Origin of the sequence: uncultured Desulfobulbus sp., from assembly GCF_963662935.2 — a bacterium.
In the GTDB taxonomy this organism is placed as follows: Bacteria; Desulfobacterota; Desulfobulbia; order Desulfobulbales; family Desulfobulbaceae; genus Desulfobulbus.
The window spans coordinates 1,454,892-1,469,950 of sequence record NZ_CAXXTL010000002.1 but is presented as its reverse complement, the minus strand read 5'-3'; the positions used below and the strand labels follow the sequence as shown (position 1 = coordinate 1,469,950).

12 protein-coding genes and 1 pseudogene are annotated in these 15,059 nt (G+C 46.9%); 12 read left to right on the top strand and 1 reads right to left on the bottom strand.

What is annotated here, in order from left to right; translation table 11 throughout:
- The first annotated feature begins 26 nt into the window (after nucleotides 1-26).
- The 8 genes from ACHZCX_RS10785 to ACHZCX_RS10750 all read left to right on the top strand — a co-directional run bounded on the left by ACHZCX_RS10785 (nucleotide 27) and on the right by ACHZCX_RS10750 (nucleotide 9,396).
- The gene (locus ACHZCX_RS10785; protein ID WP_319587237.1) at nucleotides 27-269 is read left to right on the top strand and encodes a hypothetical protein; all 243 of its coding nucleotides are present in this window, start codon (nucleotides 27-29) and stop codon (nucleotides 267-269) included.
- 840 nt (nucleotides 270-1,109) lie between these two features.
- Complete coding sequence (locus tag ACHZCX_RS10780) at nucleotides 1,110-3,293, top strand: VapE domain-containing protein (RefSeq protein WP_319587235.1); 2,184 nt, start codon at nucleotides 1,110-1,112, stop codon at nucleotides 3,291-3,293.
- Nucleotides 3,294-3,322: 29 nt separating this feature from the next.
- Entirely contained in the window at nucleotides 3,323-3,649 is a 327-nt protein-coding gene (locus ACHZCX_RS10775; protein ID WP_319585208.1) for a transposase, read from the top strand.
- Between the two features lie 74 nt (nucleotides 3,650-3,723).
- Complete coding sequence (locus ACHZCX_RS10770) at nucleotides 3,724-4,665, top strand: IS3 family transposase (RefSeq protein ID WP_319585350.1); 942 nt, start codon at nucleotides 3,724-3,726, stop codon at nucleotides 4,663-4,665.
- 1,412 nt (nucleotides 4,666-6,077) lie between these two features.
- Complete coding sequence (locus ACHZCX_RS10765) at nucleotides 6,078-6,623, top strand: hypothetical protein (RefSeq protein WP_319587234.1); 546 nt, start codon at nucleotides 6,078-6,080, stop codon at nucleotides 6,621-6,623.
- A gap of 69 nt (nucleotides 6,624-6,692) precedes the next feature.
- Entirely contained in the window at nucleotides 6,693-7,214 is a 522-nt protein-coding gene (locus tag ACHZCX_RS10760; protein ID WP_319587233.1) for a hypothetical protein, read from the top strand.
- Between the two features lie 84 nt (nucleotides 7,215-7,298).
- The gene (locus ACHZCX_RS10755; RefSeq protein ID WP_319587232.1) at nucleotides 7,299-8,096 is read left to right on the top strand and encodes a hypothetical protein; all 798 of its coding nucleotides are present in this window, start codon (nucleotides 7,299-7,301) and stop codon (nucleotides 8,094-8,096) included.
- A gap of 823 nt (nucleotides 8,097-8,919) precedes the next feature.
- Entirely contained in the window at nucleotides 8,920-9,396 is a 477-nt protein-coding gene (locus tag ACHZCX_RS10750; protein ID WP_324292483.1) for a putative sensor domain DACNV-containing protein, read from the top strand.
- A 48-nt stretch (nucleotides 9,397-9,444) separates the two neighbouring features.
- On the opposite strand, the gene ACHZCX_RS10745 is transcribed toward ACHZCX_RS10750, so the two are convergent.
- Nucleotides 9,445-10,527, bottom strand: a complete 1,083-nt coding sequence (locus ACHZCX_RS10745) for a transposase (protein ID WP_394708826.1) — start codon at nucleotides 10,525-10,527, stop codon at nucleotides 9,445-9,447.
- 322 nt (nucleotides 10,528-10,849) lie between these two features.
- Here ACHZCX_RS10745 and ACHZCX_RS10740 point away from each other — a divergent pair, with 322 nt between their 5' ends.
- The 4 genes and pseudogenes from ACHZCX_RS10740 (at nucleotide 10,850) to ACHZCX_RS10725 (ending at nucleotide 15,005) form a co-directional block, all read left to right on the top strand.
- Nucleotides 10,850-12,079: an ISL3 family transposase gene (locus ACHZCX_RS10740; protein ID WP_319585207.1), complete on the top strand. Its 1,230-nt coding sequence runs from the start codon at nucleotides 10,850-10,852 to the stop codon at nucleotides 12,077-12,079.
- A gap of 7 nt (nucleotides 12,080-12,086) precedes the next feature.
- Nucleotides 12,087-12,680: pseudogene (locus ACHZCX_RS10735) on the top strand (IS4 family transposase); the annotation flags it as partial.
- A gap of 620 nt (nucleotides 12,681-13,300) precedes the next feature.
- Nucleotides 13,301-13,822 (top strand): DUF3237 domain-containing protein, encoded by a 522-nt coding sequence (locus tag ACHZCX_RS10730; RefSeq protein WP_319587229.1) that lies wholly within the window; start codon nucleotides 13,301-13,303, stop codon nucleotides 13,820-13,822.
- An 85-nt stretch (nucleotides 13,823-13,907) separates the two neighbouring features.
- Complete coding sequence (locus ACHZCX_RS10725; RefSeq protein ID WP_319587228.1) at nucleotides 13,908-15,005, top strand: IS630 family transposase; 1,098 nt, start codon at nucleotides 13,908-13,910, stop codon at nucleotides 15,003-15,005.
- The last annotated feature ends 54 nt before the right edge of the window (nucleotides 15,006-15,059 follow it).

The following is a 15,059-nucleotide window of genomic DNA, read 5'->3' as shown; positions in this document are numbered from 1 at the left end:
TTTTTTTTTATTCCAAGGAGACCACCATGCAACACCAAGAGCTAGCCCGTCACCTGTCCCTAAACCCTTCTGAGATTGTCTACGCGCTAACCATGGAGACCGTCCTCTCCGCCATAGTCAAGCGTATGGGCAAGGAAGCGCTCTCGTTGACCGTGGAAGAAATCGAGCAGGCAAAGGAGGAGATAAAGGCCGCTATTGACCACAGCCTCGACATCCGCGACTACCTCGACGAAGGGCTCGATGCCTGGGAGATCACCCGCAACCTATAGCCTTTTTCTTTCACAGGCAATCGTCATCAAATTCGGTGCGTTGTCCATGCAGGTAGCCGTCCAGGCAGTGGCTGAACAGTACCATTTGTGCAGGATTTTTTATTCTGCGCCATCGACTGAGCACGCCTGAAGGGGGGAGGGAGGGGGCGGCATAAAAGGCGAAATCTTTGGACGCCACCTGAAACTGAACCGATCCTCAAGGGACACTGCCGGAGTTTTCCGAAAAGCCGCCTCCACCTGCGCCCACCCATGATTTCCAGGAAAAATCGTTTTCTGGCGGTTGCATCGTGGTGTGTGTGGGGGGGGGGGATGGAGGGGGAGGCAGAAACCCCGAAACCCCGAAGGCTGCTCATGGGCGAGCATGCCGCCCAGTTTTATTTTCGTTGCCGACCTCTACCTGGAAAAATAGCATTGACTCGAAATAGGAAGTGGTTTAGTTGTTACCCATCAGCATTGTGCTTTAGCACATCAGAAAGCTATTCTACGCGCCAAGTGGCCAATTAGAGCTCAGATTTTATATTGAGCCCTAGGACTTTTGCGTTGGAATAGCTTTTTTTTTGCCTAAATGCTGCCGTAAATCCGGGCATATAGCCTAGGTTTAGACAGCAGAGATCACTCGAAAAGGGGCGAGTTTAGCCGTTGCCTCCCGCAAGTGCGGAACCAGTTCAGTTAAAATAATTATTAACCAATCCTTAATCGGCGAACGCGATGAAATAGTTAAAAATAAGTAATTCCAGACGGTTGCGTATCCTCAACCAAAAAGCACTATCCTCATCGTTCGTCAATAAACGTATTTGTTAATAATTTTGGTTAATCCACACTTAATACAAAAAGGTAACTATGAAACATCTTGATAAAAATAAACTTTGGGCACAGATAGCATCGCCCACTCCCAAAATCATATCCAACGTTATGGAGGGCTCACAGGACGAAGTCACTATACTAGAACCATCCCCCGCGATGGAAGAGGTTGAATCCTCCGTGGGCGATGCTCAAATCGACACCATTGACATTGCACAGGATAACGTCACCTCCGGCCAAACCTTTTCTAATGAACCTCAAAAATCACCTTCAGCTGACCGTGATTGGTGTACCGCAAAAGATAAGTTACCTGCTGCTATGCATGCGTACGGTTTTGGATTTAAGATTGTCCCGATTTTACACGGCACCACGACGCCCGCAGTGGAGATGGCGAGATGGGTTGATAACCTCAGTCCGGGTACGATCTGTGATCACTGGAAAAAAAATTCCACTCATGATCTATATTGCATAATTGGCGATGACCTCATTGTGATTGAGGCTATCGGCCTAGACTCGATAGTCAAGCTTACAAATATTGAAAATAAATTTGGGATGGTATCTAATTTTGTGTTCAAGATGGACCAGTGGGAGCTTCACTTCTACCAACTTGCCCCTGGTGTCACCGTCAAACCGCACAGCAAAGAGAGTCGCCTGAATATCAAAACTGGTGAAATTTTGGTGGCTTTACCACCGAGTAAGGGAACCTCATTCTCGATAAAGACCGCTGAGAATAAGGGCGATTTAGTAGTAGCAACTCAATCGTTTATAGATGCCATTGATGAGCACACCGCCGAGGTCGCGCCTTCAATAGACCCAAACCCCCAGGAGGAGGTAAATAATACTTTAGCACAGGGTAAGCCTGAGGAAGTCGACCCTATTGTCGAGTCGACCCAAGACATAAACACCCCGGCTTTGTTGTGTGCTGCACCAAAATGCAAGGAACCGAATAATCCGAGTAATCAACTGGAACAACGCAAGCAGCCGGTCTTTAGCCTCGATAATGCAAAACCGATCGACCCGTTAAAATTTCCGAACGCACCCCATCCTCACTCAAAACAATTACCTGCAACCATACCCAACATCGCATTTTTGCTGGCTTACTATGGTGTGACGGTCCGGTACAATGTCATCAAGAAGAAGCTGATGATAACCATGCCAAATCACGTCGGTAGCATTGATAATATGGACAATGTGATGATTACTTACATCATCACCCTGGTCGCATTGAACGGTATGGCAACAGGTCAAGTTCCAGCGATTGTGGAGGCGTTGGCCGATAGAAATATGTACAATCCCGCTGCCGACTGGATCGCAAGCAAACCTTGGGACGGAAAGGATCGATTATCCGATATCTGTGAGACCATCACGGTACGGGAAGGCTATCCAATAGCGCTGAGGAATACTTTGATCTGCAAGTGGCTCTTGAGTGCCGTTGCGGCTGCTCTCATGCCCAGCGGATTCAAAACTCGGGGAGTGCTGACCTTCCAAGGCGAACAGAATATAGGCAAAACCAGTTGGGTCTTGTCGTTAGTCCCCGACTTCGGGTTGTGCAATATGATGGTGAAGGTCGACCACCACATGGACGGCGGCAATAAGGATTCAATCATCGGCGCGATTTGCCATTGGCTTGTGGAAATTGGTGAACTCGAAGGCTCCTTCAAAAAAGACATTACGCGGTTGAAGGGAATCTTGACTAGCAATTCCGATAAGATACGGCGGCCATATGCCCGAACAGAATCGGAGTATCAACGGCGAACAGTATTCATCGCTACGGTGAATCAACCCGACTTCCTGGTAGATAGTACCGGCAACTCCCGCTGGTGGACGATTCCGGTGCAGGAAATCAATTACAAGCATGGTGTCGACATGCAGCAGGTGTTCGCTCAACTGGCTGTGGACTTTCACAATGGTGCAGAATGGTGGCTAACCAAGGAGGAAGAGGCTCTCCTTAGCTCCTGCAATAGCGAGCACCGAAGCATTAGCGTGATCCGTGAGCTTCTATTGGATAAACTCGATCTAGGGCTCATCCGCAAAGATGATAATCCGGCGATGTCGGCGATCGAGGTGTTGAATATGATTAAATATGACAGGCCTACCAATCCACAATGCAAAGAATGCACGGGTATATTGCGTGAACTTTTGGGTGAACCCAAGAAAAACAGGGGGATATATAAATGGCGTACTCCTCTCAAGCGTAGTTCTGTCTTGGTTCAACGGGAATAGGACTTTTGAGCTGTTCATGATAAACCATTATGAACGGAGGAAAGTCCATGCGAAAGAAACGTCACAACTACAGCCCTGAAGAGAAGGTAATCATCCTCAAGCGCCACCTGGTTGGCCGGGAAACGGTATCGGATCTCTGCGATGAATACCAACTGCAGCCGAATACATTCTACGGTTGGCAAAAGCAGTTTTTCGAAAAGGGAGCTGCTGCTTTTGCCCTAGAAAACAAAGACTCCAAGAAGGTACAAGAACAACGAATCCATCAGCTTGAAGATAAATTGCGTCGGAAACATGAAGTTCTTTCCGAGTTGCTGGAGGAGCATATCCAGTTAAAAAAAGAACTTGGGGAGCTCTGAATGGTAGCTGGGTTCCTCATGATACACGTGATACCGTTGTTGATTTCAGCAAGCATTGGAGCAAGAAAGCTGAAGTGGCCCTGCAAGAGATCATCGCTTGGCTGGCCGTTTCCAGGAGCAAGTTTTATGCATGGATCAAGCGGTACGGCAAGGCCAACGAACATAATGGGCTGATCCCCCGGGATTTCTGGCTTGAACCTTGGGAACGGGCAGCGATCGTCAATTTTGCTGTCAACAATCCCCTTGAGGGGTATCGGCGGTTGACGTTTATGCTACTGGATCAGGACATCGTTGCCGTCAGCCCCAGCAGCACCTGGCGAGTTCTAGGCCAGGCAGGGTTGCTGCAGAAATGGAACCGGAAGAAAAGCCTCAAGGGCACCGGCTTTGTGCAACCGCTCAGGCCCCATGACCATTGGCATGTGGACATTTCTTATATCAACATCTGCGGCACATTTTATTATTTGTGCAGCATTCTCGATGGATGCAGTCGTTTCATTGTCCACTGGGAGATCAGGGAACAGATGACGGAAATGGATGTGGAGATCATCCTGCAACGCGCCAAGGAGCACTTTCCCGAAGCCCGGCCAAGGATCATTTCAGATAACGGGCCACAATTTATTGCCAAGGATTTCAAAGAATTCATCCGTATCTCGGGAATGACGCATGTGCGGACATCGCCATATTATCCGCAGTCCAACGGCAAATTGGAACGGTTCCACGCAACCATCAAGGGGGAATGTATTCGTCCCGGTGTCCCGCTTTCCCTTGACGATGCCCGAAGAATGGTTGAAGGGTTTATCCATCACTACAACAACGTCAGGTTGCACAGCGCCATCGGATATATCGCGCCGATGGACAAATTGAACGGCAGAGAACAGGAAATATTCAAAGAGCGAGACAAAAAACTGGAAAAAGCCCGGGAACTGAGAAAGAAAAAACGACTTCGTGCCTACGGGCCAATCACCCCAAGGGGAGATAATACGGCTCCCCATAACCCCTTAATGCAAACAGCTTGAATGTCCATTTCCAACTGAGGCGGAACAGTTCTGGCCCCATTACATCGATCGATGAAGATGATAATAAATATTAATTAAATTCCGTCAGGGGGGGGCAATCCATCGCTCCCCCTGATGCTACCACCCGTACCCGCAGCTAAAATTCGATATTTTTCGACTAGTTTATTTAAGGGGGATGGAGGGGGAGGCAGAAACGGGAAATTTTAGTGGTAGCTTCAGATGCGAACCGCGTCGATTTTCGGAGGCCGCCATCAGAGGTTGCCGAAAAAACTGCTTCCCCCTCCCGCCACCTAATCCGGCCATCGCCGAGCCTCAAAAGGGAACCCTGCATACACAAGTTGACACGCTTGCTCCCCCTCCTGCCCCCCGAAAATCGGTAGCAGTCCCCGGCCCGGAGACGCGACTTCCCACTGGTGCCCTATTGGTCCGCTGCCGCAAAACCGCCCCGACGCATACCCAGGCCATGGCCACCCCGAAAAAACGGCATAGAGAGGCAATCTGCCCACCTCTGGAGTCGCCCTGCCAAAACCGGCAGCCGAGTCACCGCCTTCGGTCCGGGTCGAAAAACCGTTAAATTAAGGGAGAGAGGTGCTAGTAACGTTTTTATAATATATAAAAAAAGACGTATTTAGGGTCGGCATCTGAAAATGAAAATCGCACGCTCCATGATTATCAATCGGTTGCTAAATGCCACGTCTGCTTTGGAGCAATTTGCGGCGACCAGACACAGTATTGTCTCAATAAAGAGACGAAAATGCACCTTGCCAGCAAGTAACGTCCGCGCTGACGGAAAAGGGCACTTTGGGCGCTGGACACGGGAGCAAGTCGCAAATGAGGACAATGCTGAGGATATTGCGGGAGAGAAGTCGGCGGGGGCGTCTCGGATAAAGTCCTTGACGCAGGGCAGGGGTTCACATTAACAAATACAAGGATGCCTTGTATTGACCGGGACCGCTTGCCGCATACCTCACCATTAATTTCCTGACCAGTTATTCTCTGCGATATTTGGCCTAACACAGCTGTTGGGTTTAACAAAACGGACTACTGGTGACTATGAATAGATGGAACATACCTGACTGGTTGGAAAGAGAAGTTATCTTACGGGATACGCGTTGCATTTATTGCGGCATCGAGTTCGGATCGTGTGGCACTAGAAAATCAAAATTATCTTGGGAACACATAACCAACGATGAAAGAATCATCACAAGAGAAAATATAGCACTTTGTTGTGTCTCTTGTAATGCCAGCAAGGGCTCCAAGTTGTTGGGTGATTGGGTTAATTCAACATACTGCAAAAATAAAAAAATTACTCAGGAGTCAGTATCAGAGGTCGTCAAACGTGCTCTTTTGCAACCGCCAAGTTATATCAGTGAAGTTTTTGACCTATCGAACAATAGTCCGACGAATAAATTATGAGACAAATTAAGTTAAATCAACACACGGCATTAAGAGCGAAATCGCTTGGTGCATTGGGTGAACTCTTAGCCATCAAGGCTTTAGTTGATAACGGATTTAACAACATTAAAAACTTGAATGATAATAAACGTAACTTTCCTTATGCTGATTTGTACGCAGAAAGGGAAAACGAAAAATACGTCATAAGTGTAAAGGCAAGAAACAGATATGAAAGAACTGGTCGATTGAACAGCCGATACAATTTGGGAAGTAACTGCATTATTAAGGCCAAAAAAGCGGAATTACAGTTTAATGCAAAGGCAGCATGGCTGGCAATTTCTATCTTTGATGACATCTATTCTATTTATTTTGGGACTCTCGAATCTCTGACAGCGAAGACCGGCATTCCAATTGGAGCCACCCATTTTCAATTGTATGAATGCCTGGTAAAGGAAAAGCAACACGGCTTAGATTTCAGACCATACAAAAACATATATGAAAAAGGCGCTGACCAATCGGGACAACCAGACGTCGGGGAGCAGAGTTGCGCTAATCGCGCCTAAACTCAGTGGCCTTCGCCGGGTACCATTGGCTTTGGACTTATTAGAATCATTTTTTTAATTGGAGGGGCAATGTACTTTGACGTATCCGGTCCATTCAAGATTACTCGACATGGAAATAAGAAAATCATTACAAAGGAATCGCTGAAATGTCTAGGAAATGACATGGAAGAGTGGGAGGAAGGTCTCTCGGAATCGTGTGGCTGCTACGTTTTTGCAAAGAGAACTGGCGGTGGGATCATCCCTTGGTATGTAGGACAAGCCTGCCGTCTTCCCATGTGTAAGGAGGCTTTAAATGCCGAGAACATCACGAAGTACAACAAAGTACTTGATGAAAAAGGTACGCCTCTCATCTTCGTGATACCGGCAAGAACTCCAAATGGTAAACTGCGGAGAAAACCTGCGTCTAAGGGTCTATCATCTGTAACGTTTTTGGAGCGTTGGTTGATAGCTAATGCCTTAGTGAAGAATCCTGCCCTCATCAACACCAGGGAGACTATGTTCCTAAGAAAACTCCATGTAAAGGGAATTTTCAATGCAAGGCAGGGCGAATCTACGTCAGCGTCACAAGAGTTGAGTGGAGCGTTATGGTAAATTCACTGGTCCAACCACGGCTTTCAAATCGACGGCAAAATTCCGCCGTGCGTGAAGCCGGTCGTTAGCAGTCAAGACATTCGCATGGACATTTCAGATTCACTCAAAAGCACGGAAAATTCTCTCAGGGATCTATTCAACTTTGTTTTATCAAAACAAATCGGAGTTGAGTGGTGTCGGTCATGTGGTGTCACAATGGATCGAATATCGCAATGGGATGAACGCAGGCTGTTAGATGAAAAAAAATTGGGGCATTGTGATCCTCGATTGATTTATTATGCTGATTTCTACGATCTTAAAACAATTCTAAAAAAAAATTGGGCCAATGGACTTTCAGAAGTATTCGGTAAATTAAAAGAGATTGAAGTCCTATTAGATTTATTAAATGAAATCAGAAATCCTGAAGCTCATCGTCGAGAGTTACTCCCCTACCAAAAGCACTTGGCGATAGGTATAAGTGGAAAAATAAAGTCAGACATAACTGGGTATTTTAGCAAGATGGAAACTGGCAATTCATTTTATCCAAGGTTTGAATGCATCCAGGATAACCTTGGCAACACTTGGTCAATAGGTGAGCATAAAATGATATCAACAGGCAGCATACTCAGGCCTGGTGACTATCTTCAATTTAAAGTGTCTGCAACGGACCCATTGGGAGATGATTTGGAATACACATTTTCGCCAAAGGACAGAGAAGGCGAAGTTGTGTGGAGCAATATTGGCGATTTTGACTTAACAATAAAAAATAACCATGTAGGCAAGAATATGTGGGTTGAATTTCTTGTCAGAAGTCCACGAGATTTTCACGCAACATGGGATATCTGCCATGGAAAGATCGATGACACTGTTACTTTTTGCTATGAAGTTTTGCCTCCCAGATAAATCTGCTAACCACTATAATGAAGAGATACTGTGTCCATCCCTTACAGTACCAACCCATGCCGCTTCAAACCTGCGCATCGAGATGGTTCATTCGGGACGTTGAGTAGGACTGAAAATCCGTGTGTCCCTGGTTCAGATCCTGGTCTCGGCACCAATAAATTAAAGGGGTTACAGCTTTTTGGCTGTGACCCCTTTTTTATTTGATCAGTAGCCGGTCAGTAAACTGCTTCTCGCCCCCATTTCAGACTTCTAAGCCGTAGGTCGCAGGTTCGAATCCTGCCTGGCGTACCACACTATCAAGCACTTAGCTCTTTGAGTTAGGTGCTTTTTCGTTAGCGCTAACCTCCAGCAGTCACTTTCTGTCCATTTGCGGCCCATTTTGGTCTCTTTTCCACTCGAAAGATTCAATGTGCCCCCTTCCAGTTATCATGACGGTTCCTTTGGAAATCGCATCTTTATTTTCAGCGCATTCGATGTTGGTTATATGCTTATGGTTGGGCATCAAACTCGCCCCAAAACTATGGAGAGCGCTCTTGGTGCAATTCCCTGTAGCCACAAAGTGGCACGGCAGAGCTCCTCATTAATTCTAATAAATTCAAAATATTGTACAGGTCGACCCCGTATGGTACAAAAGAAACAATTTTGAATAATTGTTATGTTTGATTTTAGGCTTGACCGAAACAGCATTTATACAGCTATATAGCTATATATCCAAATATTTCTCGTAAATTTTACCTTAATGAGCCTGTCAGATTATGGCACAAGTCCAATACCCTAAAGATCTAGCTTCGTTAGTTTTTTCAGAAATTAAAAAAAGTATCCTGTGTTTTCCGAGGAGCTTTTAATTAATTTGTTCGAAATTATGTATTTTGCGAGCATCAAAACCGAAGAATCTCAAAAAATTATATTTAACATTGTGTATCTCGAATCAAATAACCCCGAATTATCTCGTCCTACAAAAAATGTCGCAGATCGATGGGGATTTGTGAAATTTGATAAACAAATACAATTTACTATTTCGAATGTTATTAAATTAGCAAAGGCTTCTGATCCAAGATCTTCATCTATAGCAATAAATCACAATGACGATGATCAAATCATGATATTTGGCCTGATAGATCAAGGTGATCGTTACAACGATTATGTTAATTTTGAATCAGAAACGAGACCTGAAAGACCAGGAATTTTTCAAGCAAGCATAGATGGTCAAGGTACAATCGTTGCATACATTCATTATGAAAAAATAGCTGAGCTTAAAATAAACAAATTAATAAGAAGTACTGAGCCTCTTGCAAAATGAACTATTTGCCCCGTTGGGTACAAACCTCATTTTCTGATCTTTGATATTCTATCCGGCCAGTCGAAGCAACTGATCGGCAAACAGGACGACAACACCAAGCATCAGGTGGAGTTTTACCTTGCTGTGCCCTTTGACCATGACATTACTTGCGCCGAAGTCTTCTTTCAGCCTGCTGTTCGCCCGTTCCGCACAAGATCGAATCTTGTAGCGTTCTGCCTCATGAGGCGCCATGGGAACAACCTCCTTGCCCCGTCCATTTCTATCGACAATCGGGACATGCCCAAACTCCCTGCTGATCTCTTCAATCCGCTGGGCGTGGTAAGCGGCATCCATCAGGTCGTAGAGGTAGGTTACCTTTTTGCTGGTCAGTTTGATCAGCGGAATAGCTACCTGGCTGTCATGCAGAGAGGCAGAGGTAACAAGGGCGCTGATCGGAAGACCGATATCATTGGTATCCAGATGCAACTTGTAGCCGTTCCATGCTGTTTTGTACCCCTTGGCATTCTGCTTGGCCCCGCGGTCACAGACAATCGGTAGTTCGTCAATGGCCTCCTCTGCGGTCTGGTCCACCTGGCGATCCATCCGCTTTATTAAAGTGTCCGCTTCACGTTGTTCGCCCTTGGCGGGACGGCCTCTTTTGCGGCGCGGCTTCGGCTCTTTGGCAACCTTCTTCGCCGGTTTCTCGCGGCCAACAATCGCCGTGGAATCCCGGCTTATGTGACCGATAAGCTCATGCGACAGGTATTCTGCTACCAATGCATCATGCACCACATGGCCCAGACTGCCGGCGGCAAATGCGGTAAAGGCCCGCGAAAAGGTGGCCTCCGAAGGGAGACTGCTCAAACCTCTGAATCCACATATCCTTCGCAGGTTGGTTGCCGATTGCAGGGCGCGGTGCAGATCGCTGGTCGTCGGATGACGATAGAGCGCTTTGGCCACGAACGCACGGGCCAAAGCCTGCCGGTCAAGAGGCTTGCGACCGGGATACCGATACCGGGTGACGATTCTGGGTACATGTCGTTCAACCTGGACGATCTCCAGGATCGACACCAACCGCTTCTCCTGATCAGTAAGCGGCGATGGCAAATATTCGTTCAGATGGGGGAACAGACTTCTTTGGACACGCCCCATCAACCATGATATCTTTTCCGTGAGCTTCATGGCATTCTCCTCGGTTCTGTTTTGCTGGATACAAAACTTTACCGTGAAATGCCATTAAGCTCAATTATTTCAGATTGTTAAACTGAAAATTGTGCGGCAGTCGCCCCTCTCGGCTACCGATAGTTCTCGTCTTTTTGCAAAAGGCTCGTACTGTTAATTTTTTTGAAAAGGGCCCTATAAGAGAGGTTCCCCGCACGAAACGGTGCGTAAAACAGCTTAACAAATTTAAAAGCATGAGTTCTTTTAGGTAGATAAAGGCCGGCCAGCCAATAATCTATCTACAGAGGAACTCATGCTTGTTGAACAGATAATCAAACAGACGGTTGATTTGCAAGGTTTTCGAGTACATACGGTCACCAAAGACTCCGATGGAATAATCGCTGAAATTCGTCCTGATGCCCGCCACAGGGTGCGATGCGGGTCATGCGGACATCCTGCCGTCTACCGGGATCGGCGAGAGGTGCGATTCTTTCGCCACGTGCCTCTGTGGAATATACCTGTCTGGGTCAAATATGTACCTCGTCGGGTGTCTTGTTCTCGATGTGGAGGCGTCCGCACGGAGAAACTTCCCTGGGTGACGGGCAAGCAACGCTTTACTCTTGCCTACAGTTGCTACCTGGCCAAGTGGGCCGAGATGCTGCCCTGGTACTCTGTCGCCAAACTGTTCAGTTGTGCCTGGGGTACGGTTGCCACAGCAGTCAAAAGCGTAGTGAAATATGGCATGGAGCATCGCGATCTCAGCGGCATTACGCATATTGGTATTGATGAGATTTCGCGGAAAAAAGGTCATGTCTACCTCACCAATGTGTACGATCTCCGCTCAAAAACCTTGATCTGGAGCGGGGTTGAAAGAACCAAAGATACCTTGCGCAGCTTTTTCAACTACCTCGGGCCAGAGCGGACAAACAAACTCCAGGGCATCTGTTGCGATATGTGGAAGCCCTATGTCGAGGTGATCAAGGAATGTGCTCCGCAGGCAACTCTTGTTTTTGATAAATTTCATATCGTTCGCCACCTGATGGAAGCGGTTGATCAAGTCCGGCGAGATGAGATCCGAGAAAAAGGAAAGGAACACAAGGAGCTCATGAAGGACAGCCGGTATATCTGGCTTAAGAATCCTTGGAACCTTACGCCGAAGCAAAGGATCAGACTCAGCAGCCTTGAGCATATGAATCTGAAGATCAACAGGGCCTATCTCCTCAAAGAGCGCTTTCGAGATTTATGGTCCTATAAGACAAAAACCTGGGCCAGGAAGCACTTGAAGCAGTGGTTTTGGTGGGCAACGCATTCTCGCCTGGAACCCTTACGCGAGTTTGCCTGGATGGTCCGACGCCATGAAGAAAACATCCTGACCTGGTTCCACATGCCCATCAGCAACGGCACTGTCGAAGGGCTCAACAATAAAGCCAAAGTCGTCAGCCACAAGGCCTATGGGTTCAGAACAGCTGACCTCTTTATCTGCAACCTCTACCACTGTATGGGCAACTTACCGGCCATACCGCTCATGCACCGTTTCATGTGAGGAACCACTTCCGAAGGGATCCTTTGTCTGCTTTGATCGCGGCTTCACCGATTACGCATGGTATAATGACCTGACCATAAACTCCATTTTCTTTGTCACCCGCCTGAAAAGCAACGCCGATGTCGAATACCTGCTCAAACGGGCTGGACGTAAAAGCCCCGGCATCACCAATGACCAGTCCATCCGGCTCAAGGGCGTCAAGGAGCCGCTTCGCTTGGTCGCGTACACCGATGCGGAAACCGGTGTCGAATATCGCTTTGTCACCAATGCCCACCACCTGAAAGCCAAGGAGATCGCAGCTATTTATAAGGAGCGCTGGCAGATCGAGCTGTTCTTCAAGTGGATCAAGCAGAATCTGAAGATCAAAACTTTTCTGGGAACATCCAGCAACGCAGTGTTGACCCAGGTGTGGATAGCCCTATGCGTGTACCTCTTGGTCGCTTATCTCAATTTTAAAGCAAAATTGAGTAGTTCCATGCAGCAGATCCTCCGGGTGCTGCAGCTCAACCTCTTCACCAAGAGGAATTTAATCGAACTTTTCAAACCAACCGTTGCTCAACGTACTGTTTCTCCGCAGATTTTATTGTGGGAAAATCTATAAGACAGCAATGTCCTGAAATAAAAAAAGCCACGAACCAACAGGACGCAATACCGAGTTATCCGTGGCTATGTATTGAATACATACGAGGGGGGTGTTTAGATTTGCCTGGCGAGTTGAATTGCACAAAAAAGTGCTATGAAGACAGCTTCATATGGAACGATCACAATAGACAATGAGAATGCTATGATGAATATCGCAATTTTGGACACTAATCTGGTTCTTTGATTTTTGGTCATTTATCCTCCCGAAAAGGTTTCTGGGGTTTGTACAGACTTCTTCGATTCATGAACCTCCTCCTGTGGAAATAAAAAAGCCATGAAATAACGAGGCACTATACCCAGCTATCCATGGCTTTACTGAAAGGTTACTTGAAACAGTTTCATTTACCGGGTTTGACGAGAATCAATCCTACTTTGTGGTTGATGTTTTATTTGTAGGTATTTTAAATATCCATAAAATGTACAAATATACACTATTGAAAATAGAGCTGTACCTACGCATACTAAATTTAAATACTCCTTGTTTATATAGAAGTTCTGTAAAAACAATCTGTGTGATGGTAGGTGATTGAGATATTCAATGCGGACATTAAAACTGGGAACAGCGAAAGGAGAACCACAATGAAAAGTTATGTTATCGCCGTTGTCGTGGCCTTGATGACAGTCTCAGTCTCAGCTCAAGAGTTAAAGCCTACGGTCGAATTGCGGCAGGAATACCTAATGACCCTCGAAGTCATGATGGATATCCCACAATTGGTCGGAGCACGCCGTGTCGTCAACGTCAGTGGTGGGACGTTACGCGGCCCGAAGATCAATGGCACTCTTGTCGCACCCTCAGGAGACTGGCTCTACAATATGCCCGACGGTTCTTCACGGCTCGACGTACGCTTGATGATCAAGACCGATGACAACGAACTCATCTTCATGGAGTACGGTGGGGTGATGGCATTTCCGAAGAATGCTGCTGAGCGGTTGAACAAAGGGGAGGTTGTCACACATCTCGACGGGTATTTCATGGTCGCGCCTCGTTTCAATACTGCTTCGACCAAATACGCCTGGCTCAATCAGGTCCAGGCGGTCGGGAAGATGGTATCGCTTCAGCGTGGGCACACCATCAAATACGATATTTTTGAGATGAAATAGCACCCGCCCCTCTCGGGTATTATTGTAGCTAGTGTCCCGTGCGGTTAATTGGGCATATTTATCAACTTATGTGTTATAGTGCGTCATGCCACGCACACATGAAAACTATACAATTAATGAAGACGAGCAGCGGAGCCTCGAAGCCCTGCTGCGTTCACCTAAAACAGCGCAAAGCCTTGTATTCCGTGCGGAGATCATCCTGCTGACGGCTTCTGGAAAGACAGTTGAGCAAGTGGCAAGCCAGCTCGGGACCACTGCACTGACTGTCTACCGCTGGAGGAAGCGATTCAAAGATCAAGGCCTCACGGGCCTTCAGGATCGTTTTCGAAGTGGTCAGCCCAAGAAGCTTCCCAAAGAAGAAGTCATGGAAGTGCTGAGAATGACCGTGGAATGCATTCCTCGAGAGGCGACTCATTGGAGTGTCCGCCTCATGGCGAAAGCGGCTCATGTCACCACCTGGCAAGTGCGGGAAATATGGAAGGCTGCCGACTTAAAACCCCATCGGCTCAAGACATTCAAAATCAGCAATGATCCACACTTTGCTGAAAAGGTTATAGATGTCGTTGGGCTGTACATGAATCCTCCTGAAAATGCGGTTGTTTTATCCGTTGACGAAAAAACTCAAATTCAGGCATTAGATCGAACCCAACCGATGCTCCCGTTGCGGCCAGGCCAAATTGAACGTCGGACACATGATTATAAGCGAAACGGGACCACCAGCCTTTACGCTGCCTTTGAGATTGTAACCGGTAAGGTTATTGGGAGGACGACAGCACGGCACAGGGCAAAAGAATTTCTCGATTTTCTTTGGCAAATAAAAAAAGCAATGCCGTCAGATGTTGACCTCCACGTTATTCTGGACAACAGCAGTACACACAAAACGGTTGAAGTGAAGAAGTGGCTCAAGACCAATCCCCGCTTCAAAATGCATTTTACCCCAACCAGCGCATCATGGCTTAATGCTGTAGAAGGCTGGTTTGGACAGCTGGAACGTCGTTCTCTTTATCGCGGAGTTTTTACCAGTGTCAAAGAACTGAGAAACGAAATCCACCGTTTCATAAGCCCTCATAATTCAAAGACGGCAAAACCTTTCAAGTGGACAAAAAGCGCCGATGGTATCCTTGATAAAGTGGAAAGAGCAAAACAATCATTAAACAACGAGACTAACCGCACGGGACACTAGATGGCTGTATTGCGATTCAGGATAACAATAGAAAACCGCGAAACTGTGAAAGGA

Coding starts and splice junctions, on each gene's coding strand:
- ACHZCX_RS10785 (WP_319587237.1), top strand. CDS start 27: ATGCAACACCAAGAGCTAGCCCGTCACCTGTCCCTAAACCCTTCTGAG.
- ACHZCX_RS10780 (WP_319587235.1), top strand. CDS start 1,110: ATGAAACATCTTGATAAAAATAAACTTTGGGCACAGATAGCATCGCCC.
- ACHZCX_RS10775 (WP_319585208.1), top strand. CDS start 3,323: ATGAACGGAGGAAAGTCCATGCGAAAGAAACGTCACAACTACAGCCCT.
- ACHZCX_RS10765 (WP_319587234.1), top strand. CDS start 6,078: ATGAGACAAATTAAGTTAAATCAACACACGGCATTAAGAGCGAAATCG.
- ACHZCX_RS10760 (WP_319587233.1), top strand. CDS start 6,693: ATGTACTTTGACGTATCCGGTCCATTCAAGATTACTCGACATGGAAAT.
- ACHZCX_RS10755 (WP_319587232.1), top strand. CDS start 7,299: ATGGACATTTCAGATTCACTCAAAAGCACGGAAAATTCTCTCAGGGAT.
- ACHZCX_RS10745 (WP_394708826.1), bottom strand. CDS start 10,527: ATGGGGCGTGTCCAAAGAAGTCTGTTCCCCCATCTGAACGAATATTTG.
- ACHZCX_RS10740 (WP_319585207.1), top strand. CDS start 10,850: ATGCTTGTTGAACAGATAATCAAACAGACGGTTGATTTGCAAGGTTTT.
- ACHZCX_RS10730 (WP_319587229.1), top strand. CDS start 13,301: ATGAAAAGTTATGTTATCGCCGTTGTCGTGGCCTTGATGACAGTCTCA.
- ACHZCX_RS10725 (WP_319587228.1), top strand. CDS start 13,908: ATGCCACGCACACATGAAAACTATACAATTAATGAAGACGAGCAGCGG.